This window comes from Microcoleus sp. FACHB-831, from assembly GCF_014695585.1.
Classification (GTDB): Bacteria; Cyanobacteriota; Cyanobacteriia; order Cyanobacteriales; family FACHB-T130; genus FACHB-831.
The window spans coordinates 28,485-55,335 of record NZ_JACJON010000030.1; the positions used below are offsets into that span (position 1 = coordinate 28,485).

Below are 26,851 nucleotides of genomic sequence, written 5' to 3' on the forward strand. Positions count from 1 at the left end.
GAGGCGGATCGTGGACACGTATACGAAGGTGCTGCCGCTAGGCGGCAGCGCCTCATAATTTTTGCTCAGACGCCGATTGTGACCCAGTGGGGCGAAAGTGCGTTCATCCTAAAAAGCCTTCTCTCAATATCGATGCCTTTTTTCTCCCTTCTGCTTAACCCGAACTCAGGTTAAAATAACAGACCGTTTATATAAAGAGAAAATCCGGCTTAAATTTAATCAGCCGGATGTTGGGCGTAATACAACTAAATTGCTAAAGCTAATCCCTGCTTTTCTCACTGAGAAGAATTAGAATTGGCACTGTTCAAAGTTCTAACAGTAAAAACTTGCGGCGGCGTAGAATCTGGAGGATAAATAAAGTCTACCTGCACCGACCTGCGGCTTGCAGGTGGTATCACGAGCGACACTAATGGTTCCAAAACCTGACCAGTTTTGTGCCACAAATGCACGTAGCGAGTCTTTTCCGCACCTTGGTCATCTTTGTAACGCAGGCGGACGCTACCTCGGAAATAAGGAAAATCGAGCGCTGGTTTGCGGAAACGCAACCCTTGTTTAGTTAACTTGTCTTCCTTTAAAGGTGTTTCCAGGGTTAAAGCAACAGTCTGGCTTTGTTTCGTAGGATTGTAGAGGGGCAAGCTGAGGTTGTACTCTACAGCATAGTTACCGTGAGATTCGTAGGCTGTATCGGGATAGCGCACTAGCATCTTTGCCGTTTGCACTTGAGCAGTGCCCAACTGTCCGCCTCGGAGGGTACTGATGCCGTAGGAAACTGCTTTGCCTTGCTGAGGAATAGTGAAATCCTTTGCAGCAGGACGGTCGGTTAACTGCGCCTTCCATAGAGAACCGTCGGCGACTCCAGCAACGCGACCGTAAATTAGTTGACCGGATGCTCCAGGAACGGTAGGGGCTTTATCACGCGGGCCTGATAAACTGCCTGTATCTAGTAAAGCTTGCCATTCTTCGAGGGTGGGCGGTCGGTCATTACCAGCAGCATTTTTCTTAGCAAACATGGTCATACTAGCTGCATAAATTTTGCCGCTACTACGCACCCGAATTAAGGCAGAGCGACCATTCTGGGGTTTTTCTAGATTTCTGACTGGTGTGGGAAGATTCATCAACATCCGGCTTTTACCTGGGGGAATCACCAGTTTTGCCGGAAAATCAGCTTGTCTTTTTCCTTTAAGTACGTCATGGACGGCGCGATCGCCTGGGCCAGCATAACTGGTATTTTCTGGATTTTCTACATAAGGGGGCAATTTTATATAAGGTGCATCAGCAGTTAAATAAGTCGCTGCTTGCAACACATCTACCGTAACTGGTTGTTTGCTGGGATTGTGCAGAATTACCCCCAGATAGAAGGTTTGCAAATCCTTGGGATTGATTGTTTGGTGGTGAATAAATAAGTCAAATCGCCCCTGAAAAGGAAAATTTAGGTGAGCTGTTGGGACTTTTTTCCCAGTTGGGGGAAAGGTAGAGAGCAAAATTCCCTCTGTTTTCACCCATTCTGGACTATTGCTGTTGAACATAGGCACGCTGTCCAGCTTGCCAGGTAAAGGTCGCACTTCCTGGGATTGAAAAATTTCCTGGGGTGCTGGTAAAGGAACCGCTTGAGCAATAACTGCTGAATCTCGTTCGCGATCGCGGCTTTCTCCACGAAATGCGTTTTCTGTGTAACCTCCTGGAAAAGGCCCACATCCAGCAATGCTACTTGCTAATCCAATTAGGATGGCAAGAGGGGCAACCAATTTATGTTTAAGCTGAACAGTTGGCATGATGGTTTAACTTCAGCAAAGGGCGATTCGCTAACGCTTCACGCGCTGTATTTAATCCTCTCCCGGTTTGACTTGATGCGCCATCGCCTTATCGGGTGAGCGATTATGGGTGAATCAGACGCTTTCAAGGAAACCTGACCAGTTGTTTTAACTACAAGTTCCTTGGCTTCCTAGTTACAGAAAAGCGCGATCGCGAAGCGCTGCTGCGTCAGCGAAGCGAAGTGCTTCAGCACGTTAGCGCAGATCGCTATTTGCTCCCGACTAATGCCAAATTTATGTCGAGGAGAGTTATTAATCGGGTAAAAGACCAAACTTATAATTATCGAGAATTGCGCCAAGTTTTTTAGCATACGCAGCACTGGACAAGTTGGCTACTATAACAGACTGCAAAGCATTGCCAGCGCGATCGTAAATAGCTGCGGCAAACCTTGAAGGGTCATGTCGCGCCCGATAATAAATACCATCAGGTGAGTCGGGATGTTGCCACAGCGCTAGTGCCCATCGTCGCGCAACATCATGGGGTACTTCTGTAGTTAGTCGTGCATCAGCACCAAGGTGAGCAAGTCCCGCTCCTGTTAAATCTACAAATTTGAGCGATCGCATTGATTCTATTCGCGAAATGCAGACTTTGTTGAGTGCGCTGGCTGTAATTGTATTAATGCCAGTAGATTGACCGAATGTTTCAATAAAACAGCATTCTTCGTCATCTCCCATATATAAAACGCCGTATTCTTTATCTGGAGCAGTGAAGCGATTTTCCCCTGTAAATCCGAAGTAAAGGGGACTGTATTTGGTTTGATGAATGCGAAACCAAGGCTTGCTCAGAGTTACAATTGGCAGCGATCGCTTTCCTAGATCCGCTGGTGGTTCGGGATGATGTTCCGGGTTCACGCCGCACCGTGCTTCCCGTACTCGCGTGCAGCTTCAATTACTGCTTCTACATCACCGCGCAGCAGCAGCGTTAATGGTGATTCGCCATTTAAGCGCGTATTGCCATTTAACATAAAGGCTGTTTGCATCCAGGGATCTTGGTCGTGCAATTCGGCTAGTACAGACTCAAGTCCTGCAAGCGTACCCCCCTGTGCAAATTGCCAGACGGGATAAACATAGCCGCGCCTTCCCATAGACAAACCAATGAGTTGCCCTTTTTTACGCCGTTTATCGATAGCCTGACGCGAGATGTTTAATATTTCTGCTGCTTCTTGGCTGGATAAAACTCCACCATTAGCATTGAGCAGTTGTTCTCTAGCTCTTAGTCCGCGCACTCTTGCAGCAGCTAGCGGATCGCTCTCGATCAACATTTCGCCAAATTCTGGCATTTCCAGTAAACGCAACAGCACTTCACTGTCAGAGGAAGCCTTTGCCGCCAGTTCTGGGGAAGTTCGCTCTAAAAGACTGGCTAAACCGTTGAGTGCCCTACTGACGAGGATACGCTTAAGCGAGGAGTTTTTGCCGTTTAGATTCGCTGTTGCGTCTCCTTCGTCATTTGGCGACATATCTTGGATAGCTTCTTCAAAGAGCATCCGCGTTTCAGCTAGCATAGTCTTTACTCTTGGTTGACTAAGTATAGTCTAGCAATCTTAAAAATACTTTGTAAACTTAGGTAGCGATCGCTTGATATTCCTATTGCAAGCTAAATGAGAAGAAATAGGCGATCGCTCTTTTGCATCCTCAACGCGATCGCTGCTTTTATGCGTATTAATTAAGGAGCGATTGTTCCTATTGAGACGCAAACCGATGACTTAAGGTATAGAAACACTGGCAAGCTGCCTATTTACGTCAAGAAGCGATTTGCTAGGAGCAACAACGCTATTAGCAAATACCGCGATCGCTCCCTAAGCGAGTGGCGATAATAGTGAACAAAAACAGTATTAATAGCTATGCTAAAGTTTAACTCTGTCTGCTTCGCGTCTACACCCAATAGTCGCGAAGCGACTCAGCTGGGCTAAAAACCAGTCTCAATCGCAAACACAAGACTCTTAGACCCCAGCTTGCAATCTGCGAAGATCGCGCCTATGGAAGCATCTTTTGAACTAACCTTGCAGATGGTCATGGCCGTCATCGCAGGCATAACTGCCCAAGTGTTGGCCGAATTCCTCAAAGTGCCCAGCATCGTCTTTCTGCTGCTGTTTGGCATCCTGCTTGGTTCAGATGGCATTCGCCTGCTACACCCCCATATGTTGGGGAGCGGTCTCGAAGTCATTGTGGCGCTGACAGTGGCAGTAATCTTATTCGAGGGTGGACTAAACCTAGAACTGCGAGACTTGGGTCGCGTATCCGGTAGCCTCCGCAACCTCGTCACGCTTGGCACCCTCATCACCCTGATTGGCGGCGGGATGGCAGCGCACTGGTTGGGCGAATTTCCTTGGCCCATTGCCTTTCTCTACGCTTCCCTAGTAGTTGTAACGGGGCCAACAGTCATCAGCCCCCTGCTGAAGCAGGTAAAAGTAGATAGGCAAGTCGCCACCCTATTAGAAGGCGAAGGTGTCTTAATCGACCCAGTGGGCGCTATCCTAGCCGTTGTCGTGCTAGACACCATTTTGAACGTGGATACCGACCCGATAGAAGCTTTTATTGGTCTTATCTTGCGTCTCGGCATTGGCGGCGGTATCGGTGCTTTTGGTGGCTGGTTGCTGGGATGGATTCTCAAAGAGGCCAAATTTCTATCAGAAGACCTGAAAAACTTGGTAGTTCTAGCAGGTTTGTGGGGGATGTTTGGTTTGGCGCAAACTATCCGCAGCGAGGCGGGGTTGATGTCAACCGTCGTCGCCGGAATTGTGATGAAAGCCTCCTCGGTTCCCGATGAGCGATTATTGCGTCGCTTTAAGGGACAATTAACAATTCTAGGCGTGTCGGTCTTGTTCGTGCTGCTAGCTGCCGACTTGTCGATGGCCAGCGTTGTTGCTTTGGGGTGGGGCAGCTTTTATACGGTACTAGCGCTAATGTTTATCGTGCGCCCGATTAACATCTGGCTGTGTACTTTAAATAGCGGGATGAACTGGCGGCAAAAGTTATTTTTATGCTGGATTGCTCCTAGAGGGATAGTCTCGGCCTCTGTTGCTTCCTTGTTTGCCATTTTGCTGACCCAAAGGGGAATCAACGGCGGCGACTCTATCAAGGCTTTGGTCTTCCTCACCATAATGATGACAGTGTTTTTGCAAGGGCTGACGGCGCGCTGGGTGGCTAGCTGGCTGCAAATCACTTCTCATGAAGCAACTGGCGCAGTAATTATCGGTTGCAATCCCCTCAGCCTTCTGATTGCTCGTTTGATTCAGGAAAAGGGCGAATCCGTAGTGCTGATCGATACAGACCCGGAGGCTTGCCGCAAAGCTGAAGAGGAAAATCTGCGCGTGTTTTTAAGTAGCGGTTTGGATACTGAAGTTCTGGAAGAAGCTGGACTCGACTCGATGGGGACTTTCCTGGCGATGACGAGTAATGGTGAGGTGAATGTAGTTCTGGCGCAACGAGCAGCAGAGGAGTTTCGCCCGCCTCGCGTTTTGGCAGTATTTCCACGCGATCCACAGGCTAGTACGCTGCCTACCAATTCTAAGGTTAATCAAGCTTTTATTCCTGACTTGCCGATTAAGACTTGGAACCAGTATCTCAGCGAAGGGCAGGTGAAGTTGGGAAAAACGGCGCTGAGAGAGGATGGTTTTGCTTTTCAACAGGCTCATCTGCAAGCATTAATTCGTTCTGGTGAGTTAGTACCACTTTTGGTGGAACGGGATGAACGGCTTCAGGTGATGCCAGCGACAGAGGAGTGGCTAGTGGGCGATCGCATTATTTATGTGTTGCACGATCCTCGACCGAATCTGCTGAAGCGTTTGTCGGGTGCGAGTCCCTCTTCTCCTCTGACGCTGGAAAAGTTGCCCGAAGTTGAGGAAGTACCAATTTCTTTTGTAGCTGTAGCGAACCACCAAGAATTAAAGGAACCTCAAGCGGAAGCTACAGAAGCCTGACAAAATAAGGCAAAAGGCAAAAGAAAAAAGGCAAAAGAAAGAACAAATTTGCTGCTGCTTAAAATACCTTTTTTACTTTCTACCTTATTTCTTGGAAGTGCCGCCAGTTAAGCTTAATGGTGTAGGCTCTAACGGAGTTTCTCCATTTTCGGATTCTGTTACTAAGCTATTGGCCTCTAATTTCATTTGAAGGCGCTTTTGCTCTATTTCTTGTAAAATTATCGCTGCCAAATGGATAATAGCGATCGCGATCGCTCCTATTGATAGCACGTAGCTGTGTATGGTGTAAAAGTGTTCGACTGTCTCTGTACCAATTGCACCGCCGCCTGTCAGGATAGCTCGCAGTTGCGGGCCAATGAAAGGAATCGCCTCGATGGTTTGCAACTCAATACTAAGACGCCAGTAACCCAACTGACTCCAGTCTAAAATCATGGCTGTCCAACCTAGCGCGATCGCACTAAGCGTTAACAATATCCCGCTAATCCATGCAGTCAACCAGCTAGGCTGATACTTCCTACCCAAAAACATCACTACAATTTCTATTAGCGAAACTCCAATTAGTCCATTCCCAGCTAAATTGTGTACGGTGTGAATTAACCAGCCATTGGAAACTTCTGTGTCTATTGTTTGTAGCGAGTCATAAGCACCGCCAGCTGATGGTTCGTAGTAGTAAGCCAGCAAAATACCAGTGACCGCCGCTGTCAGACTCAACGTTACAATAGCTGTGGCTAAAATCGTAGCCAAACGTCGGAAGATGAATTCATATTTCTCGCTTTTCATGGCTTGATTTTACTTTTCTTAACTAAAAGCTTTACATTTGTTAATATGCTAGCGAGACTCTGAAGGGAAGTTATTGCTCTAAGAGCATATTCCTGAAGAGAGAAGTAAAAAAAATATTATGAATTAGCGTTTTCTAGGTGCAAAGCGATAAAAGCTAGCGCTTGATTTAACACAAAAAAATAAAATTAAAATGCTGCTGAAGTCTGAAGGTAAAGCGCGATCGCGTTTTACATCCAGTTGCTTCCGCAGCACCATACGTTTATTATTTTTGTGTTAATTAAGCAACTGCTAATGCTTCCTGTCCGTGTTTCCGCATCAGATCCATAAGTTCGTCGCGATAGTCGTGGAATTTAGAGTGACGTTTAACCGTTTGGGTGCGTTCGGGTAGCTTAATTGTTATTTCTTTTCGCACAGTACCAGGACGCGCACCCAGAGCATAAATTCGGTTAGAAAGGAAGACGGCTTCTTCTACATCGTGGGTAATCATAAAGACTGTGATCTTAGTGCGTTGCCACAGGTCTAACATAAATTCGTGCATCGACTCTTTGGTGTGAACGTCCAATGCACCGAAGGGTTCATCCATCAGCAAAACTTTAGGTTCTGAGACAAGGGCACGCGCGATCGCCACCCGTTGCTTCATCCCACCCGATAGCTCCTTCGGCAATGCCTTGGCAAAGTTAGCCAACCCTACGACGCTAAGGTAATAGCTAGCTTGTTCGCGTCTTATCTTCTTCGGTACGCCCTGAAGCTTGAGTCCAAACTCGGTATTTTCTTGCACGCTCATCCAGGGGAAAAGCGTATAGTGCTGAAACACCATACCTCGGTCTGGCCCCGGTGCAGTGACGCACACTCCATCAACTCTGACTTCCCCAGAGGTGGGCTTATCAAGTCCGGCAATTTGTCGCAGCAGGGTAGATTTGCCCGACCCCGATGCTCCCACAGCGCAGATAAATTCCCCCTGTTTAATGGTCATGTTAATGTCTTTGAGGACAACTAATTTTCCATTTTTTGTCTCAAATTGCTTGTGCAGGTTGTTGATTTGCAGATACATAAATTAAGCCTCTTAAACACAAATTAGATTTCGCAATTAATAAAATAAACAAATAACGATATATTTTTAATTTTAATTGCCTCGCGAGCGTTTATTCTCTCCATAAGCGACGTTGGCAAATAACTATCGTTGTTGACTTGCCCATTTGCACGAAACACGTAGGAAATATTGAAATATTAGATCGAATGCCAGCCCAATTACACCAATTACAATTAATCCAACAAAAATCTCATCAGTCCTTAAAAACCTACCTGCTATGCTAATTCTGCGGCCTAAACCTTCATTTGCAGCAATCAATTCTGAAACAATTACTAATTGCCATGCTGCTGCTAAGTTGATACGGCAAGCATCAAGAATTCCAGGCAAAACGTGGGGAAAAATAACCTGTAGTAGCGCTTGGTTGCGATCGCCTCCTAAAATGTAGGTTGCTTCAATCAAGTCTTTTGATACGAATTTCACCGTATCCATCACCATCAGGGAGTTAAAGAAAAATACCCCGATGAAGATGAGGGTAATTTTGGGTTCCTCTCCTATGCCCAAATATAAAATTAACAAAGGAATGAATGCAGGCGCAGGCATATAGCGCATTAACCCAAAAAGCGGTTCTAGCAAGGCGCGGATGCTAGCAAAACTGCCCATCAAAACCCCAACTGGGATAGAAAAAGCTGCTGCAAATATAAACCCTACGCCAACGCGCCACAAACTTGCGACGGTATCTTTGAGGAGTTCGCGAGTACTCCACAACCTGCCAAATGCCTCAAGTACTTTACCCGGTGAAGGCAAAAACTGAGGGTCTATGTTTCCAAATGTTGTCGCCAACCACCATAACAGCACTGGAAGGGCAATAGATGTAGCCATTAATACTGTGCTGAGGGGTTTGGGAATGTCTTCAGCAAGTCGCCAAAAAACCGTTGAATTAAGTTTTTTATGCTGGATGTAATCTCGAATCGAATCAGGGTTTTGACTCATAATGGTTTTGGATTTTAATATATTTATTGGCAGCTATTATCATTCCTTACGGGCTAATCGGTGATGATGTTTTAATCTTTTCTGCGTAGGCTTTGACAAAGCGATCGTCAAATAATTTGCTAATGTCAGATTGACTTTTTGCTAGACCCACTTCTGTAAGAAACTTGTTCATTTCCTGAGCTGCAAATTGTAGCGAACCCAAATCGTTACCTACTTGGAAAGCTTTTAGGTTTTCCTCTACCGTGAAAATCTTAGTGCCATCAGCATAATCTTTGTATTCACTAACAGGAACCCCTGCTCGTTTAGCCATAATTTCATAGGCTTTGTTTAGATTTGCCTTCATGTAGTCCAAAGTGACAAACCAGGAATCAACTAATGCCTGCACGCGGTCGGGATGTTCCTGCACAAATTTGCGCGTGAATACTAGATGATCGGAAATTGCTCCGGGAAAGTCTTTGGAACTGAATAATTCTTTACTACCTTGACGCTTCAATGCCTGAGTGGTGAAGGGGGCAAATACCGCCGTCGCATCGACTTGTCCTGCTACAAATGCTGCGGCGGATTTGCCTGTTTCTAAAGGTATAAATTTTATATCTTGCCTCTGTAAACCTGCTTTCTTCAGTCCTAGCAGTAGCAGAAAATGATCTACCGTGCCTTCCTCTGCGGCTACTTTTTTGCCTTTTAGGTCAGCGATTGAGTTAATACCCTCCCGGACGATAACTTTATCGTTACCAGTGGAGTTGTCATTTACCAGTACAATGACTTGATCTGCGCCACCCGATAGGGAGCTAACTGTATCTCCCAGCGTTTGACTGTTGGCATCTATTTGTCCCGCAGTTAGGGTGCTGATAGATTCGAGGTATCCGTCGAACCACTTGAGGTCTACGGGGACTTTATTTGCCTGAAAAATTCCTTGTTCTTGCGCTACTTGCCAAGGAAACCAACCGGGCCACGCGCTGAATCCTAGACGGACTGAACTAGCAGTTACTTTGGTATTGGACTCGATTTCAGTCGTTGTTTTGATATACGTTGCAGGATTAACGCAACCTACAACAAAAATTAATCCAGCTAGAAAAAGGATGCAGAAGGATAGGGGCGATCGCACTTTCATACTATCTCCTTAGACAGAGATTTTTAGCGAGTTGCCAGATGTTTGTTTTTGGCGATTGGGAATGATGATTTTTTAGAGCGGTTGCTTATGTGTAGCAAATAATGTACCCACCGCTTTGTTATTTCTGTTACAAAATCCTGCTGTTGGGTTAAATAATGCAAAACCCAATATTTTTACAGCTTTTGCTCCTCAATTTCTTTGAGTATTGCAATAATGCCCATGGTAAATTCCTGGGCGGACAAGATGCCCACCCTGCAAGACTAAACTAAGGAACCGCGAAGACGCAAAGAGCGCGAAGAAAAGAGCGGAAGAGAGAGTTCACGAATGATTTAGGATTGCTATAAACTTGTTATATTTTCAATGAACAGTGGATAGTTGATGTTGAGCAGTGGGCGACTGATTAATCTGAGAGCGTAACCAATCAAACCAAGCATCTAACCCTTCTCCTGTCTTGGTAGATACAGGAATAATGGCTACGTGAGGATTCATCTGTCGGACGTTTTCCACAATTTGATTCACGTCAACATCCAGATGGGGTGCTAAATCCATCTTGGTAATCAACAAGCAATCCGCTTCTTGAAACATTACCGGATATTTCAAGGGCTTGTCTTCGCCCTCTGTCAAACTCAACAAGGCAACTTTAGCGTGTTCGCCCACTTCAAATTCAGCCGGACAAACTAGATTGCCAACGTTTTCTACAAGTACAAAATCAAATTCCGCAGGGTTGTATTCATGGGCTAAGCGATGAATCCCACCCGCAACCATTTTGGAGTCCAAATGGCAAGAACGACCTGTATTAATCGCAATCACCGGAACGTTGTATTTGCGGAGGCGATCCGCATCCAGTTCCGTAGTCATGTCGCCCTCAATTACTGCAATTTTGTATTCGTTTGTGAGGACGGCTAGGGTTCTTTCTAGCAATGCAGTTTTACCTGCACCGGGGCTGCTCATAACGTTGAAGCAAGTGATGCCCCATCGATCAAAATGGGCGCGGTTGTGGTCTGCTCCTTCCTGATTAGCATGGAGCAAGTTAATTCCTAAAGCAGCGTCAAACGTTTGATGCATATGTTTCGGCAGAGTCAGAACAATATTCAATTCGGTCAATTTTTAGCTCTCGCCCAGAGCGAATATCTTCCATTGGCGCTCGACAGCTTGGACAAGCGTATTGAATGCCAATTTCAGGACGATATTCTTGCTGACAAGGATGGCAAAAAGCAATTAAAGGAATTTCCCTAATTACTAAGGTTGCTCCTTCTAAGAAAGTGTTGCGGGTCTGGACTTCAAAGGCGAATTGTAAACTCACAGGTTCGACACAGGTGAACTGGCCGACTATGAGATGAATGTGGGAAATTTTGGGTTGCTCTGGTTGCGCTTCCCACCAATTTCGCACAGTCACAATTAACGCCTTTGTCATGTCGGTTTCGTGCATAGCCGATTTTTGATTTTGGATTTTCGATTTTGGATGGGTTGATTTTCGTTCCCAGGTTCAAGCTGGGAACGAAATCCGGGAGGTTCTACCTCCTTTATCCTCGTTACCTCCTGCCTTCTTTACGTCCAGTCCACGAGTTCAGGTTCTGACTCTGGGAAAATGTAGGGGGCTTTCTGCTTACGTGGCAACTGACCCGACACTACTAAATGCGCCATGGTGTCGCAGATTACTCTAGTTGCCATTAGTGAGGTCATATCGCTAATGTCGTAGGGGGGAGAAACTTCCACTACTTCTAGGCCGCATACGGGTGCTTTCTGCACAATTTTGGCTAGCAAACTCAGGGCTTCGCGAGGCAGCAAGCCACCGGGTTCCGGCCAACCAGTACCGGGTACAAATCCAGCGTCGAGGCAGTCGATGTCAAAGCTGATCCACACGCAATCTGTACCATCGAGGGCGCGTTCTAAGGCGAAGTCTGCGGCTGCATCAATTCCCTTTTCTACGATGTCAGTAACGGTGAGGATGTTGGTGGCGCGATCGCGACAAACTTTTACCCCATCGCGAGGCACTTGCCAGCCACCAATGCCCAGTTGTACCAAGTTCTTGGCGGGAGCATTCTTGATGTTGGTGGCGTGGAACCAAGGACAGGTGTGCATCCTTTCGTCCAAGTCTGTTTCTTGGGTATCTACGTGGCGATCGAAGTGGATAATACCCACTTTTTTATCACCCAAGTGCCGACAAATACCGCGCACGGTAGGGAAACCAATAGAGTGGTCGCCACCCAGAATAATCGGGAAAGCACCAGAGTTGAAGATGTGGGCAATGCCCTTAGAAATTTGGTCAAATGATTTTTCGTTGTTGGCGGGAATAGTGAAGATATCGCCGACATCGCAAAGGGTGATTTGTTCGCGCAGGTCAACCCCTAATTCAAAGTTGTAGGGGGTGTAGAGTGCAGAGATGCGCCGAATTCCTTGCGGCCCAAAACGGGTTCCGGGACGATAGGTGGTTCCGGAGTCGTGAGGAACGCCGACGATGGCTACATCGTATTCTCCAACTCTGCGAACGTCTTCGAGGTAAGGTGCTTTGAGGAAAGTGTTGATGCCTGCGTAGTGGGGTAGTTCGCCACGAGAGAAGGTAGGAATCCGGCGATCGCGTATACTCTCTGCTGCTTCTAATCCGTATTCCAGCCCTTTCGATACTTCCTGTTGCCACCCCGACATTGGCAGCCTGGTTTCCAAATCTAAGGCACGTTGCGCTTGGCTTGGGAAGTCCCCATTATTTGTAGCTGGGCTTTGAAATATGGGGTTTTCAGGAGAATTTTCAGTCATTTGGCACCCTAGCGCGATTTTCAAAACAACATTTTTGGAGCAGATTCACTTGCTTGCCTCCTGAATGCCAACGAAGAAAGCCCAGGAGAACAAGTTCAGCCTTATAGACTGATATGTTCCTCCCGGGCTTTTCTCCCGCCGTGTGGCTAGCTAATCCTTCAAAAAACTATAAATTCTGAAGCGGCCAGCTGCTTCTCTTGGACCAGCATTTAGAGCGATGCAATTTTATTTATTGCTCTGTCTAAACCGGAACCCTAGAAGCTATAAAATTCTTAGTTTCTACTGGCTCTGTAAATTGCCCTAAAACAGTTTAAGCTTTGACGGTACAAACTACAGAACAGAGATACTTGGAACTTTATTGAGAACTTATTCTAGATATTACTTGCTTAAATTACCAGTGAGTTAAGCCCTAAAATGTATTTAAAGTTACTAAATTTCACGCCAATACTCTATTTTACGTTCAATATAAAGTTATCTAACAAATAAACTCGCTTTTGCGGCTATATGCAGAATGTGGATTGCCATGTCCAGCATTCGGGTTAAAAATGTCAGCTGATTTGTAAGAGAAGTTGTTTTAAGGAACCGCGAAGACGCACCAGCGGAGCGAAGCGCGTCAGCGCGTTAGAGCGCGAAGGAAAGAGTAGAAGAGAGAGTTCACAACTAATTTAGGATTGCTATTAAAACCTACCCTTGAGGGTTCTTTCTCCCCCTTCCGGATTACAGGAAGAGGGTGGGGTTAGCCGCTTAAGCCAAATAGGACGCCCAAGATTGTATAACTTCAGGCGAACCATACCAAATGCCAGGAGTTCTAGGCGAATGCTTGACACCTTCTATGACAAGATTGGTTGCTCCCTCCAGATGAGCAGCTTCAATAGGAGTAATGCCGTCTCCCCAAGTTTCACCATTTCCGCAAGTTAATTTATAACTGCTATGGGCTAGCCACTGTCCCGGGCGCCTAGCACCGAAAATAGACTTACCAGCAACACAGACATAGCGCACCTTGGGGTAAAAAGCTCCTGGATAGTTCATCTTGACAAAATCTAGATTCTTGCGAGTCCAGCGTTCGCCACTGATATGGGGAGTTCCCAGCGTAACTAGAGTAGAGACATAAGGGTGAGCGTGCCATAAGCCAGCGTCATCTGTGACATCGCCGTGAATTGAATAAGGCAGTTCTCCCATATAGATGCGGGAAATCCAACCGCCTGCTGAGTGACCGATCAAATTAATTGCAGAAGCGTTGTATTGCTGCAATGCTTGTTTTACAGTCATGTCGAGGAGGCGCAAAATGGGTATCATCGACCGTCCTCCTACGGTGGGCACCCAGTCGCGGAAGCGGATTGGTACTGTTAGGGTAGGGAAGCCCAACTGTTCTAAGGATTGTTGTAGGGGTAGGTAGGCGATCGCGCCTTCCAAATAACCGGGTAAAATTACAGTCGGCAATGGCATTTTGAATTTAGGATTTTTAGATTCTATTGTGCAAGTGGGAACTCTTTACGGTATAGGCGTTGGCCCAGGCGACCCAGAATTGATTACGCTCAAGGGACTGCGCTTGCTCAAAAGTGTACCCGTTGTAGCTTTCCCTGCTGGCGTTAATGGCAAACCAGGGATTGCCCAGCAAATTGTCGCCCAATGGTTACAGCCAGAACAAGTGCAGCTAGCTTTGACTTTCCCTTACGTGCAGGATGAGGCCGTACTAACCCAAGCCTGGCAGCTAGCAGCAGAAAAAGTTTGGCAATATCTCAAGCTAGGAGAAGAGGTAGCTTTTGTAACCGAAGGGGATAGCAGCTTCTACAGTACCTTTACTTATTTGGCTCAAACGTTGCAACATCTGCATCCTGAAGTTTTAGTGCAGACAGTGCCGGGAATTTGCTCTCCTCTAGCGGCGGCAGGTGTGTTGGGAATTCCTTTGACGATTCGTTCCCAGCGATTGGCAGTCTTACCAGCAGTGTATTCGATGGGAGAATTGGAAGCTGCGCTAGACTGGGCAGATGTGCTGGTGCTGATGAAGGTGAGTTCTGTGTATGAGGAGGTTTGGGAGGTGTTGCAGCGGCGGGGGTTGCTGGAACGCAGCTTTGTTGTGGAACGGGCGACACTACCAGAGATGGTAATTTATGAGGGTTTGAGCGATCGCCCCAACCTTAAACTACCTTACTTTTCTTTGTTAATTGTCCAAGTCAGCGCATAAGTTAATTTACTAATTTGTCTGTATAAATGGCAACCTTTAGCTCTTGTGTGCCGTCATTGAGATCTGGCCAGACAAGCTAAAAAGTGTCTACAAGGTCAATTTGCTCTTAAAATTCTGAAATTAATATTTATATTTGGAAACTAACATTAGATTGGGATGTTTATATTGATGGCGATCGCGTTGTTGTAATGCGGCGCTCGCTCCAACAGATTCCCAACCTGCCACGAAGCCTTTGGAGTTTACTGTCCCTGTTATGTCTCAGCTCTTATTGATTAAGAACCTGCCTTTCATTCTGCGTCAGCCGACTCTAGTTGCAACTGTTGGCTCGTTGGGCATCCACGCGCTAGTGGCGATCGCCCTGCCAAGTTTATCCGCCTCCTCCAAAACAGCACAGCAGGATGAGAAAGGGCAGGTGCAAGTAGTGGAGTTAACACCAGCCGAGATGAGCCGCCTGCCGCAACTAGCAACGCAGCCGCTACCGCCTAGTGCAATCCAAAACCAGCCGTTGTCGGAGTTGCCGTCGCCGCCGTTGCCACCGCCGCCGCCCCCTGACTCTAGCCTCTCAACGGTGCCCGTGCCACCGACAAGAACCTCGGAATCATCGCCACGTATAAGTTTACGGCTGCCTGCTGACGACTCGGTTAGGGAAACAACGCCTAATAGAGTCAGGGAAGAAAGCAGAACCGAGACTTCTTCAAGGTATCAAGTGTATGGCGATCGCGTCTTTAAGGGACGGAGGTTTGCTTTTAGCCCACCCAAGACAACAAGCGATCGCCAGCCACAAGGATTTAATAACAGTAACCCCAGGGAACCTCGCCCCAGCAGAAGGGTAGCTGCTTCTAGCAATCCCCCAGCGGAAAGCAAGACGCGAGTGTATGACAAGCCGATTTTTAAAGAACGGCAGTTTTCCCCTCTCGACCAACAACAGGCGCAAAGCGATCGCCTCAACGAACAAGTTGATAACAATCCTCGCCAGCCGCTTAGAAGATATGGCAAAATCCCTGGAGGGGTAGAGCCTGACACTGATTTGCCGCCTACAATTGAGCCAAGTCCCACTGAGATGGCGGCGGCACCAGAACCAAAAGCTAGCGACAAACCTACGCCAGCGCCAAACCCTACTGAGATGGCGACACCAGAACCAAAAGCTAGCGACAAGCCCACACCGCAGCCACTTCCTAGCGAAACGCCGACACCAGAACCAAAAGCTAGCGACAGGCCAACACCAACGCCAAGCCCAACCCAAACGCCTACTTCCCAACAACGTTCGCCTGAAAAAATTGCCCTCCAGACATTAGACGATCAGCGGATGGCGAGACTTAGGGCGGATATAGAGCAGCAACGAGAAGCTTTAAAGCGTAAGGATGCTAACACCATTTACAATGAAACGCAGCGAAATATCGGCGCTTCGTTGGCAAAAGTGGCTAACGAACAAGACAAAGAAACCCAGCAGAGTTTTGTCGATTTGTTGGATAAAGCGCGTAACGGGAAAGGGGAGACAATTACCATTATTGGTAGCTATCCGAGAGACGCTTGCCTGAAGAAGCTGGATGGTACTGCTAAAGTTTCTACAATAGCGGATGCTAATGGGAAGGTAATCGATGAGCCTATGATGATTGCTTCCGATTACAAAATCTTTGAGTCAGAAGCACTCTCGGCTGTTAAGAAACACACCTTTGACAAAACTGGTAAGAAAAAGCCCTACCTGGTCGAAGTTAAGTTTGAATACAAGAAGGAAATTTGTCCGCAGTTGAGCCTTCCAGAAGCCCCACCTGCGGGTTAAGGATGGGTTCCAGAAGTGCGATCGCGCTTCTAGAACTCATCCTTATTTCTCTGAACTCCGGACTATTACAACGGCTTGCAGGATAATAGAGCGTTGGACTGTTGTTACCATCCTCTATGGCTTTAGATGCAACATTTGCGGATCGGCTGCGAACTTCAGCCGATCGATTATTCCAAATCTTGGACAAATGCGCCCAGGTACGGGTGCTGGTGGTTGGCGATTTAACCCTGGATGAGTTTCTCACGGGTCAGGTGGAGCGGATTTCCAGGGAAGCTCCTGTTTTGATTATTCGCCACGAAAATACCCGGCAAGTGCCTGGGGGTGGCGCTAATGCTGTTTATAACTTGGCGAAGCTGGGAGCGCAGGTGCGGTGCGCGGGGTTTGTGGGTAAGGATGACCAAGGGCAAGCGCTGTGCCGCATTTTTGAAGAAGCTGGTATTGATACTGGCGGTATTTTGCTAGATCCAGACCGCCCAACGGTGACTAAAACCCGCATTTCTGGTCATGCGCGGCAGTCTGTAACTCAGCAGATTGTGCGGGTTGACCGTAAATCGGATGAGTTGCCAGACTTGGAGTTGCAGTTGCAGCTTGCCAGTTATATTCGGTCGCAGATTGATGCCGTCGATGCCGTTGTTTGCTCGGATTATGGCGATGGGGTGTTTACTAACCCTGCGATCGCTGCTGTCTTGTCTCACTCGCATGTAATTGTCGATGCCCAAGTTGGTCTAGAAAGATACCGAGGGGCGACGCTGTTTACTCCTAATTTGCCAGAAGCAGAGCAGGCGGTGGGTTATGCGATCGCTACTCCTCAATCGCTTGCTAAAGCTGGGCGCGATCTCTTGGAGATGACGCAGGCAGAGCAAATTTTGATTACGCGGGGTGATGAGGGAATGAGTTTGTTTGACCGCGCTGGAGAGCAACAGCATATTCCCGCTTTTAACCGTACCGATGTATTTGATGTTACTGGTGCAGGAGATACTGTAGTGGCGGCGCTGACGTTAGCTTTGTGTGCGGGGGCGTCGTTTTGGGAAGCGGCGGTGTTGGGCAATTTGGCTGCTAGTATTGTGGTGCGTCAATTTGGGACGGCGACGACAAGCCCTGATGAGATGAAGGCGGCTTTGTTGACGTTGTTGGAGGGAGAATAAACGAAACGCAGAGGAAAGGGAAAGATGAGAGAGTGTCGTCGGTTGTTGGTGACTGGTGGCGCGGGGTTTATTGGCTCAAATTTTGTGCATTATTGGTGCGATCGCTACCCAGGCGATCGCGTGGTAGTTTTGGATGCGCTTACTTATGCTGGTAATCGAGACAATTTAGCAAGTTTGGAGGGTGGAGAAAACTTTCGCTTTGTGAAAGGGGATATATGCGATCGCGCTTTAGTCGATAGTCTGCTAACAGAAGAAAACATCGACACAATTGCTCATTTTGCCGCTGAATCCCACGTTGACAGGTCTATTTTAGGCCCAGCAGCGTTTGTTCAAACTAATATTGTTGGCACTTTTACGCTGTTAGAAGCTTTCCGCCAGCACTCGCAATCCAAAATCGATTTGCTCTTTCTCCACGTTTCCACCGATGAAGTTTACGGCAGTCTCTCTCCTAACGCCCCAGCTTTCACAGAAATAACGCCTTATTCTCCTAATAGTCCCTATTCTGCCTCAAAAGCTGGAAGCGATCACTTAGTTCGGGCTTATTACCACACCTACGGCTTACCTACAGTTATCACAAATTGCTCTAACAATTACGGCGCTTATCAGTTTCCCGAAAAGCTAATCCCCCTGATGTGCATCAACATTTTAATGGGTAAAGATTTGCCTGTTTATGGAGATGGGCAAAACGTGCGCGATTGGCTTTTTGTGGGCGATCATTGTCGCGCCTTGGATATGGTAATTCATCAAGGTAAGCCGGGTGAAACTTATAATATTGGTGGTGATAATCAAGTCAAAAATCTCGATTTAGTTAATATGCTATGTCACTTAATGGATGAATTAGCGCCCGATTTGCCCGTGCGTCCTTCAAGTAAATTAATTACATTTGTCAAGGATCGCCCAGGGCACGATAGCCGCTATGCTATTGATGCTAGTAAAATTAAAAATAAGCTGGGGTGGAATCAGTCAGTGACGATTGATCGGGGATTGCGTCAGACAGTTGAATGGTATCTTACGCATCAAAATTGGTGGCGATCGCTGCTGTCAGAGGAGTATCAAGCTTATTACCGACAGGTTTATATTTCTTAGGCTGACTGTTCTATCCTGGGGTTTTAGATTTTGCTCGTTCTTAATACGGCTGGTTGGGAATGGGATTAACATTTGCTATAAAATAAATCCACAATTTAAAATTATAACTGCGCTGTTGCTGGCAACAAGCTTAATAAGTCTAGACAATTACGCAATTAGCTACAAAAACTTACATAAAGCAGACGCAAGCGAAAATACATAGTCAACCATTAAAAACTTTTGATAATCTGGTTTTTTTCAGCCTAATTCCCACAATAAAAAGTTGGTTTAGTATTGAGCGATCGCCCTTTTACTCCTCAGCAAATTATATTATTGTTACCATAAATGCAATTAGCAAGTGGTAGAGCGATCGCTTATTCTTTGTAAATAATATATGTGCATATAGGGCAAAGTTTATTTAAATTTTGTAACGCTGGCAACAATAAAATTTAACCCAAATTCATTCTTGAGACTGACGAGTTTGGTTCTCTAAATTAATAAACTAACTCTAAATTATGGGAAAACCCACCATGAAAAAAATTTTAATAATTGAAGATGACGAGGCTTTTCGCTCAACGCTTAGCGATTTTCTCACCTTATTCGATTTTCAGGTTATCGATGCTGAAGATGGTTTAATCGGCTTAAAACTTGCTACAGAACATCACCCAGATCTGATAATTTGTGATGTTAATATGCCTGGTATCAATGGATATGAAGTTTTAAAAGAATTACGCAGCAATCCGGATACAGCAAAGACCCCTTTCCTGTTTCTCACATCTGAAGCAGACGCCGAAAAAAGAGCTTGTGCATTAAAATTGGGCGCTAATGCTTATTTAAATAAATCAGTTCAATTAAATGATCTATTAATGGCAATTGAAACTGAATATAATTAAGTTATGAGTTAGAGGATAGTGTATCTATTAATATTAGAAGTTAATTTTCTGTAGTAGTTACTATTTCCTGTTGTGATAGCAGCTAACACAGAAGGAGTTGTATTATAGCTAAGTTCGAGATTTATTGAAATTGTATAATGCATTTGATAGGAAAATACAAGATTATATATTATAAGGTGGATATCGATATTAAAGTAAAAGTCTAATAAATAAAAACCATATTAAAAGGCTAGGTTGAAAAGCTAGAAACCTCCGCTGGTATTGTAGGCAATGTGAAATTGGAAATGGTCAACCAGAAAGAAACATGAAGTGGCTTTTATCTCGCCTTGAACAATACATATGGGCAATATTCTTTTGTTAGTTAAGTAATAATGCGATCGCTTACCTCATGCTGCGAGTATTATCGGCTTAAAACTTACTTTATACATCTTTTGTTATTCCAGCTGAGATTAGGGGTGACAAGCATCGCTCTTAACAGTACACTTGTACTAATACATCAAGGATCGAGAAGGCGATCGCTGCGATCGCGTGTAAGCTGGGGTACAATCGCGGTTTAATAGTGACTCATCGCCCCTGTCGCTCACTATCGCTTCTCCCAGACCAGTAAATATCAGCAGAGAAAATAAAAGATTATAACCATGAAAGCATCTGCGAATTTCGACTTCGACGACGAAAAATACAGCGCACCGCCATCTCAGGTACTCCCCTGGTGTCAGATGATCAATCCTCGCGTTAGCCAAACTGAGATGCAGTCGCACGGTTTGGCGATTTCGCTAGAAAATGCCAATGCGGTCAATTTCATTCCAGATGACACTTGGGAGCGGGTGGAGCATGAGTTTAGCGATAATGAAGTCAAAACGCTCTTTATCACGCCCACCCCGCGTTTAGTTATAGTACGTCGCGGGCCATTATCTGTTAAAGACCGCGAAACAGGCAAGAAACTAGGTACTTTTAAAGAATACGAACAAGCTTTCTTAGCAGACAAATTGAAGTTTAAAACCTTCACCCGTCACCTAATTTTCTTAGTGGGTAAAAACAGAAAATTTTTGCATGAATCGCCGCTGCAAATCTCGCTAAGCGGTGCAGCAAGCGCTAGTTTTAATAAAGCTTACTCCAATCGTACCAACGGCGTAGCTGGTGGATTTATAGCTGAACTAGAGAAAGCTTATGCCCAATATCGCCAGCAACCCCTGGCACCAAAAGGCCCTCTATTCCACGCTCACGGTATCTTTTGTCCTATTATTGAAGTCGAGGAAAGGGGCACTGGATTAAATACAGCTCTGGTATCTACCACGATCGACTACGGGCATCCGACAGCTGATAATTTGACAAAATTTATGATAGCTTCCGATTCGTTAGAGTCTGCTACCATATCCAAGATTTTTGAGGAATACAAGGACTTTGGTAAGGAACCAGTAAAACCAGAAATGCCTAAGATGGAATTGGCTGGCGTTTCTAGTTCTTACGACTACCCTGATGAATTTGAATATGGCGAACCTCCTTATTAAAACAAGGCAAAAATGAAAAGTAAAAGGGCAAAAGCAAGAAGTTTTTCTTTTGCCCTTTTACTTTTTATTTTGAAAAGAGATTACTGTTTTAGTAGCAAATAATAGAGTTGTCCGGCTCCGCCTGTAACGCCAGCGCGATCGCCCGCCACTTTGCCAACACCCATGAAATAATCCACTCTACCTGGCCCTTTGATGGCGCTGCCTGCATCTTGGTCTAGCACATATCTGCTCACCAAACGCTGCTGTATCTGGCCTTGATCTGTAGCGTAGGGAAGTCGCGTATGCACCAAAGCTAATGCGCCGGGGGGCATCAGGGATTTATCTGTAGCGATCGACCGTTCCGGCGTTACTGGCACGTTGATGCTACCCATTGCTGGGGCACCGTTAGTTTCCCTAAAAAAGATAAAGCCTTGGTTTCGCGGTAGGTAGGTACTCAACTCGGTTGGATTTTCCTTGAAAAACTTGATCATGCCTGGTAGCGTCAGACCTGCCCCAGATATTTTGCCATCTTTGGCCATTTCTCGCCCAATACTGGTGTAGGGGTAATCGGTTCGGCCTCCGAACCCGACCGTCATTACAGTGCCATCAGTAAGCGTAAGCCTTGCAGAACCTTGAATTTGCACTAGGAAAGCTTCAAAGCGATCGCGCAGCCAAACCAGTTCCAATCCCCGTAGCGGACTCTTCTCTCCAGGTATTCCATCCACCCCTTCTAGCTGGGCGCGTGTGGGATGTGGCTTTTTCCAAGAAGCGAGGTTGGCAGGTCTTCGATATAAAGGATAGCGATACTCTGCCGTCCGGACGCGGCTTCCCTGATAAATTGGCTCGTAGTAGCCAGTGAAGGTGACTGTTCCCTTATCGTCTTTACCTACAGACTGGTAAAAGATAAATTCTTGGCGTACAGCGGCTTGTAGTTCCTCCGCTGACTTAGAATTAACCACTAGCTGCCGAAAGCGCGTGAGAGAACGTACCACGCGATCGCGTGTAATCCCAGTTACCTGATACTGCCGATAAGCTTTCGCTGCATCGTTGGTCTGTAAATAACGCAGACTATTATCAATAGACTGCAACAGCGCTTGACGATCCCCCGCTTTACTGACATCACCCCAAAGCTGCTCATCGAGTCCCAGCACTTCTTCCTGAGAATAGGCCATTTTCTGCTTGGCCTGATTATCACGATTCAGTGGAGTGCTGGCAAGGCTTTGCCAACTGGAAATTCCCAGCGCCAAACCCAAACTGACCGACAGCAGCGAAATTGTTTTTCTCATAACTCCCAAAACGAAATTAATAGCTCTAGTTAATCCCTATCGACACAAGAAGCGAATACAGGTTCCACGCTGGTGCATATAATACTGACCGAGCATACAACCATCTACTCGCCTAGAAGATTTTTAATCGTCACACTTATCAAGTAGTACAGCGCGTACTTGTACATCAGTCCACGCTGTACTACTTGTAAAACTCTTGAATGGTTGTAAAACGCAGTTATTGCCTGCATCCACCTTCCATCAACAGGTGTACGACATACTCATCCGGAGTTTTTGATAACAGCTCCTAACTCTAGAACCTTTGCTAGCAGTATTGTCAGTGGTCGGTTTGTTTAGATTGCCTCCTTTTCGCTTTTAATTTTGCCCTACTAGGTTTTACAAGCAGAGATATTGCAAAAAGAGACACAACAAACGCTGACAAATTTTTGCCTCTATCTCGATTATTGGGAATATGCTGCCCAGCACAAAGCTATTGCTATTCGTCTGCGTATCTATCTACGCTGGAGCCGAATACAGGTTCCACGCGGATGGCTCTAATGCTGACGGGACGCACAACCATGTACTCGCCTGGGACATTTTTTATCGGCACGCTGATAAAGTCAGGAGACTGAGCCTTGGGCATCAGTTCACCGCTGTACCACTTCTGAAACTCTTGAATAGTCGCAAAACGCACTATTTCCCGGTGGCCACCTTCGATCATCAGGTGTACCGCATATTCATCGGGAGTCCTGGGCATAGGGTCGAATAATCCTTAATCCATCCTGATTATTATGGGGTAACGGTTGTCGAAAATCACGCTACATTTCCAGCAAAATTCTCTCCTTACCCTTTTCTTGCACAAGTGCATGGAAAACTCTGGTTTTGGGAATCATGAAACCCCAGAGCGATTATAGACAATGAGGATTGAGAATGCATCCTCAAAAATTGATTCCATTTATCAGGTTAAATTATCACCATAAGTAGATGAGAGCGGACTAAAGCAAAATCAGGAAAACAAATTAAACCGCTGTAGCAACGTTTCGATCACCGTAGGCAGCATTTTATCAAGTTCCGCTGCATTTTTGAAGAATAACTGTTGATGGTTGGGCAAGTCAAAAGTCAACTGCCCTGATAAGTCTGTTCGCTCCATCTGTACGAGCAAAATTTGTTCAGTCTTCTTACTCTGGAGCGCGTAACCCATTTCTACACATACATTGGGGCTGGGAATTAGTTTCGGCGTTTTCTCCCCAGAAATGCTAGTAATAGGCGTACCATCGGCAATAAACAGCAGACTCTTACGAATTCTTCTGATCGCTGTGCTGTTAAGCCGGATTGGGGCGTCGGCGGGGCGTTGGGCTTCTACCAAATTTAGGGCTACCCGCGATCGCTCATTCAGGGTATCTAATGTTTGAGTGAGGGCTTCGCGCAAGGCTTCACTCGATGCAGCATACTCCCTTTGAGGGCAGAAAAACAGCGTTGGCTCTAAGCCAGCCATCGCATCTTGCTTTGTAAAGTAAATCTCGTGGCTGATCAAGTCAATGTTGGAAATTGTGTAGCTGCCACTGCCTTCAATGTAAAACTCGACGGTTTCTCCTTCCAGGTAGCGCTTAAACCAAACCGAGCTTTTCACTTCCTGGCTGTCTTCTAAAAAGTCTGCTCGTAAACCTGACTTGAGCAAGCTATTTTTACTCAGTCTGATATCGTGAGCGCGTTTCTCCAATTCTTCAATTGGCTCATACTCTTGGAGATACCAAGCTCTCAGAGCAATGATTGCCATGACATCCTTCTATATCAACGTTATCCCCAAGACCTGCTTGCAGCAGACGCCTGACTGGGATATTAATCTTAGCAGTATGCTGTGATGTCTTCACCACATTCATCTGCCAGATAGCAGAGTGCCCGGAATCGCAGACCAACTACTTCTTCGTAGAGCGGATTCAGCTTGCACATTGGGGGGATGTGAAACAGGGTGCGACCAAATAATTTAACGTCGCGCTCAAAGGGGCACTGGGAGGGAATCATTTTGCACAGCTGGTGAGCTAGGTCGCGATCGCGAACTTGTAGCCCATCCATCCACTGGCGTAACGGTTGCAACAAATCAAACTTTTTCTTCACAGCAGTTGGGCTGAACTTGGTTGATGCGTTGTTGGGTGTCTCTTCTTGGGGCATCCATACCCAACTTGCCAAGTTTATATTCCGTGTTGTATATTGAGATACATTCATAAGTCCTCTTCTGTGCTTTCCAAATTCCAACCAGACTGACTACACTGTTCCTACAAGTCTCTTTCTGTTTTTACCGGAACTATCTGTGGGATTTTACCAGGATGATGAGGGGCAAACACCCAATATTGGTTCCGGAATCAAGCTGCGTTTATCTGTCCTACTTTAATAACTTTATTGGGCTAGTGCGGTGCTGGGTTGCACCTGATGTAAAAGCTACATCGCTCCCATGCAGTTAATCCTTACTCTTATATCCTGCCCAAGATACAAAGCTTCATGCGTGAGCAGTATCACTGAACTTTTGTGAGCCTTTGTAGTAATTTGCGTGATTCCACGCAGATGCAAAAAGGCGATAGGCAAGGGAAACCCCCTCGCCTATCGCCTTTCGTCCATTGTCTGTCCTTCAGTTTGGAAGTCAACAGGGCTAGCGATGCCAGCCCTACTTTCTCACTTAAGAAGCCACCTTGGCAGATGGGCGGCGGCGCCGTCCGCCTACAGCCGATGATTTAACCGCTGCTGATTCCTCTGAAGGAGTTTGCAGCAAGAAAACTAATAGCGGACGACCTTGTAGTTCGCGACGGATTAGGCGCTGCAAATCGCGTTCAAGTTGCACCTGCAAGCCAGCCCAGTCAATATCTATCTCCGAGGTTTCAAAGGTACGGGCAAACTCCGACCAGCGTTCTGTAAGCAGATTTTCAATCGTCTTTTGAACTAATGACTGGAGGAGACTGCGTTCTACCGTTGTTACAACCCCGCGCAGATGTACTTCTGGATTCGCCATCAGCTTACCATCGCTGGTCACTGCTGCCGCCACCGTCACCACACCATCTTCAGCTAACTGCTGCCGTTCCTTCAACACATTGTCATGCAGCACACCAGCATTATCGACCAGAGCGATCCCCGAAGGAACTTTCCCACTGACACGAATCGCCTCCTCAGAGACTTCCACGACATCCCCATTATCAATAATCACCATATTTTCAGCAGGGATGCCCATGCTCTGGGCAGTCTTGGAGTGCTGGACTAGCATCCGATGTTCGCCGTGAACTGGCAAGAAGAACTTCGGGCGAGTTAAAGCAATCATCAGCTTTTGGTCTTCTTGGCAGGCGTGACCGGAAACGTGGATTGCCTTTTCACGTCCGTAAACCACATTTGCTCCCAGCATCATCAGCTTATCGATGGTATTAACTACAGCGATAGTATTGCCGGGAATCGGGTTAGCCGAGAACACTACAGTATCGCCCTTGCGGATTTGTATTTGCCTGTGTTCGCCGTTGGCAATGTGAGTTAGCGCCGCCATAGGTTCACCCTGAGAACCTGTGGTTAGAATCAAAACCTGTTCGTCAGGTAACTGGCGAATCGCCTGCATAGGCAAGAACAAATCGTCTCGGCACTTGATATAACCCAAGTTGCGTGCGTGAGCAATCACGTTCAACATCGAGCGACCCACCACACTCACTTTCCGATTATGCTTTTGCGCCAGTTCCAGAACCATATTGACCCTGTGAACTGAGGAGGCGAAAGTTGTCAGCAGCACGCGCCCCTGTGCCTGGGAAATGATGCGATCGAGATTTGGATATACCGAACGCTCTGAGGGAGTAAATCCAGGTACTTCCGAGTTTGTGGAGTCGCTAATCAGGCATAGAACGCCCTTTTCGCCATGCTCGGCCAACCTTTGCAAATCAAAAACTTCACCATCTACTGGGGTGTGGTCGATCTTAAAGTCACCCGTATGGATAACGACACCGATTGGGGTATGGATAGCTACGGTGAAGCTATCGGAGATAGAGTGGGTGTTGCGAATAAATTCTGCAAAAAACGTGGAGCCAATGCGGACGATATCGCGGGGTCGCACAGTTCTCAGCTCTGTGCGGTTTCTAACGCCAGCTTCTTCTAGTTTGCCTTCCAGTAAAGCCATAGCCAAACGGGGGCCATAAATGACTGGGATATCAAACTGTTTGAGGTGATAAGCAATTCCGCCAATGTGGTCTTCGTGACCGTGGGTGACGATCATGCCCTTGATTTTGTGGCTATTTTCTCGCAGATACGTTACGTCCGGCAGAACTATATTGACGCCGTGCATTCCGTCTGAGGGGAATGCTAAACCTGCATCTAATAGCACGATTTCATCATTCATCTCGAATACGCAAGTATTCTTGCCGATTTCGTGCAGTCCGCCGAGGGGAATAATTTTTAATGAGGGTGCAGTTCCGTTTTTAGTCATTTGAGTCCTTTTATCTGTTGAAAGTGTGTTGTTTGTAATCAAAACAAGGTTGTCCAGTCATTAGACACCACGTTAAACTTTTTATTTGCTGTCCTCGATCAACCGACAGTTATCCTGGCGTTGCTTATTTTTGAGAAATGCGCCGAGCTTTCAATTTGGTGCGATCGCTTCTTGGACAGCAACAAGGCGTC

Annotated in this window: 23 protein-coding genes and 1 riboswitch; of the genes, 7 read left to right on the forward strand and 16 right to left on the reverse strand. The window is 46.4% G+C overall.

Features of this window, described 5'->3' with window-relative positions; genetic code table 11:
• Nucleotides 1-275 precede the first annotated feature (275 nt).
• The 3 genes from H6F77_RS05995 to H6F77_RS06005 form a co-directional block, all read right to left on the reverse strand.
• The gene (locus tag H6F77_RS05995) at nt 276-1,772 is read right to left on the reverse strand and encodes a DUF3370 domain-containing protein (RefSeq protein ID WP_190486315.1); all 1,497 of its coding nucleotides are present in this window, start codon (nt 1,770-1,772) and stop codon (nt 276-278) included.
• A gap of 291 nt (nt 1,773-2,063) precedes the next feature.
• Nucleotides 2,064-2,663 carry an RES family NAD+ phosphorylase gene (locus H6F77_RS06000; protein WP_190486317.1) on the reverse strand — a complete coding sequence of 200 codons (600 nt, stop codon included), beginning with the start codon at nt 2,661-2,663 and terminating at the stop codon, nt 2,064-2,066.
• On the reverse strand, nt 2,660-3,313 hold the full coding sequence (locus tag H6F77_RS06005) for a hypothetical protein (protein WP_190486319.1): 654 nt from the start codon (nt 3,311-3,313) through the stop codon (nt 2,660-2,662). Before H6F77_RS06005 ends, H6F77_RS06000 begins: the two co-directional genes overlap by 4 nt.
• Nucleotides 3,314-3,787: 474 nt before the next feature.
• Here H6F77_RS06005 and H6F77_RS06010 point away from each other — a divergent pair, with 474 nt between their 5' ends.
• Nucleotides 3,788-5,731, forward strand: a complete 1,944-nt coding sequence (locus H6F77_RS06010; protein WP_190486321.1) for a cation:proton antiporter — start codon at nt 3,788-3,790, stop codon at nt 5,729-5,731.
• A gap of 84 nt (nt 5,732-5,815) precedes the next feature.
• Here the strand turns inward: H6F77_RS06010 and H6F77_RS06015 are convergent, their stop codons facing one another.
• From H6F77_RS06015 to H6F77_RS06050, 8 genes are all read right to left on the reverse strand, one after another.
• A complete protein-coding gene (locus tag H6F77_RS06015; RefSeq protein WP_190486323.1) occupies nt 5,816-6,511 on the reverse strand; it encodes a cytochrome b N-terminal domain-containing protein in 696 nt (231 codons plus the stop codon).
• A 277-nt stretch (nt 6,512-6,788) separates the two neighbouring features.
• Nucleotides 6,789-7,562, reverse strand: a complete 774-nt coding sequence (locus tag H6F77_RS06020) for an ABC transporter ATP-binding protein (protein WP_190486325.1) — start codon at nt 7,560-7,562, stop codon at nt 6,789-6,791.
• Nucleotides 7,563-7,685: 123 nt separating this feature from the next.
• The gene (locus H6F77_RS06025) at nt 7,686-8,531 is read right to left on the reverse strand and encodes an ABC transporter permease (RefSeq protein ID WP_190486326.1); all 846 of its coding nucleotides are present in this window, start codon (nt 8,529-8,531) and stop codon (nt 7,686-7,688) included.
• Nucleotides 8,532-8,577: 46 nt separating this feature from the next.
• Nucleotides 8,578-9,642, reverse strand: coding sequence for an aliphatic sulfonate ABC transporter substrate-binding protein (locus H6F77_RS06030; RefSeq protein ID WP_190486328.1), 1,065 nt, complete (start codon nt 9,640-9,642; stop codon nt 8,578-8,580).
• 357 nt (nt 9,643-9,999) lie between these two features.
• The gene (gene hypB, locus H6F77_RS06035) at nt 10,000-10,746 is read right to left on the reverse strand and encodes a hydrogenase nickel incorporation protein HypB (RefSeq protein ID WP_514131584.1); all 747 of its coding nucleotides are present in this window, start codon (nt 10,744-10,746) and stop codon (nt 10,000-10,002) included.
• The gene (hypA, locus tag H6F77_RS06040; protein WP_190486333.1) at nt 10,691-11,071 is read right to left on the reverse strand and encodes a hydrogenase maturation nickel metallochaperone HypA; all 381 of its coding nucleotides are present in this window, start codon (nt 11,069-11,071) and stop codon (nt 10,691-10,693) included. The genes hypB and hypA overlap by 56 nt, the downstream gene beginning before the upstream one ends.
• 119 nt (nt 11,072-11,190) lie before the next feature.
• Complete coding sequence (locus H6F77_RS06045; protein ID WP_199321197.1) at nt 11,191-12,396, reverse strand: agmatinase family protein; 1,206 nt, start codon at nt 12,394-12,396, stop codon at nt 11,191-11,193.
• A gap of 117 nt (nt 12,397-12,513) precedes the next feature.
• Nucleotides 12,514-12,665, reverse strand: a riboswitch (guanidine-I (ykkC/yxkD leader).
• 475 nt (nt 12,666-13,140) lie between these two features.
• Nucleotides 13,141-13,842 carry an esterase/lipase family protein gene (locus tag H6F77_RS06050; protein ID WP_190486335.1) on the reverse strand — a complete coding sequence of 234 codons (702 nt, stop codon included), beginning with the start codon at nt 13,840-13,842 and terminating at the stop codon, nt 13,141-13,143.
• Between the two features lies 1 nt (nt 13,843).
• Between H6F77_RS06050 and H6F77_RS06055 the strand changes: the two genes are divergently transcribed.
• From H6F77_RS06055 to H6F77_RS06080, 6 genes are all read left to right on the forward strand, one after another.
• On the forward strand, nt 13,844-14,581 hold the full coding sequence (locus tag H6F77_RS06055) for a precorrin-2 C(20)-methyltransferase (protein WP_199321198.1): 738 nt from the start codon (nt 13,844-13,846) through the stop codon (nt 14,579-14,581).
• A gap of 253 nt (nt 14,582-14,834) precedes the next feature.
• On the forward strand, nt 14,835-16,361 hold the full coding sequence (locus H6F77_RS06060) for an energy transducer TonB (RefSeq protein ID WP_190486337.1): 1,527 nt from the start codon (nt 14,835-14,837) through the stop codon (nt 16,359-16,361).
• Nucleotides 16,362-16,477: 116 nt separating this feature from the next.
• A complete protein-coding gene (rfaE1, locus tag H6F77_RS06065; protein ID WP_190486339.1) occupies nt 16,478-17,506 on the forward strand; it encodes a D-glycero-beta-D-manno-heptose-7-phosphate kinase in 1,029 nt (342 codons plus the stop codon).
• Nucleotides 17,507-17,530: 24 nt separating this feature from the next.
• A complete protein-coding gene (gene rfbB / locus H6F77_RS06070) occupies nt 17,531-18,592 on the forward strand; it encodes a dTDP-glucose 4,6-dehydratase (protein ID WP_190486341.1) in 1,062 nt (353 codons plus the stop codon).
• A 494-nt stretch (nt 18,593-19,086) separates the two neighbouring features.
• Nucleotides 19,087-19,464, forward strand: a complete 378-nt coding sequence (locus H6F77_RS06075) for a response regulator (protein WP_199321199.1) — start codon at nt 19,087-19,089, stop codon at nt 19,462-19,464.
• Between the two features lie 638 nt (nt 19,465-20,102).
• Nucleotides 20,103-20,972, forward strand: a complete 870-nt coding sequence (locus tag H6F77_RS06080) for a DUF5895 domain-containing protein (protein WP_190486343.1) — start codon at nt 20,103-20,105, stop codon at nt 20,970-20,972.
• Nucleotides 20,973-21,052: 80 nt separating this feature from the next.
• Here H6F77_RS06080 and mltA read toward each other — a convergent pair whose 3' ends face one another.
• The 5 genes from mltA to H6F77_RS06105 all read right to left on the reverse strand — a co-directional run bounded on the left by mltA (nt 21,053) and on the right by H6F77_RS06105 (nt 26,660).
• Entirely contained in the window at nt 21,053-22,237 is a 1,185-nt protein-coding gene (gene mltA / locus H6F77_RS06085) for a murein transglycosylase A (RefSeq protein WP_190486346.1), read from the reverse strand.
• A 475-nt stretch (nt 22,238-22,712) separates the two neighbouring features.
• Nucleotides 22,713-22,973, reverse strand: a complete 261-nt coding sequence (locus H6F77_RS06090; protein WP_190486347.1) for a hypothetical protein — start codon at nt 22,971-22,973, stop codon at nt 22,713-22,715.
• Nucleotides 22,974-23,222: 249 nt separating this feature from the next.
• On the reverse strand, nt 23,223-23,993 hold the full coding sequence (locus H6F77_RS06095) for a hypothetical protein (protein ID WP_190486349.1): 771 nt from the start codon (nt 23,991-23,993) through the stop codon (nt 23,223-23,225).
• A gap of 68 nt (nt 23,994-24,061) precedes the next feature.
• Nucleotides 24,062-24,439, reverse strand: coding sequence for a Mo-dependent nitrogenase C-terminal domain-containing protein (locus H6F77_RS06100; RefSeq protein ID WP_190486351.1), 378 nt, complete (start codon nt 24,437-24,439; stop codon nt 24,062-24,064).
• Nucleotides 24,440-24,887: 448 nt separating this feature from the next.
• A complete protein-coding gene (locus tag H6F77_RS06105; RefSeq protein ID WP_190486353.1) occupies nt 24,888-26,660 on the reverse strand; it encodes a ribonuclease J in 1,773 nt (590 codons plus the stop codon).
• Nucleotides 26,661-26,851: the final 191 nt, after the last annotated feature.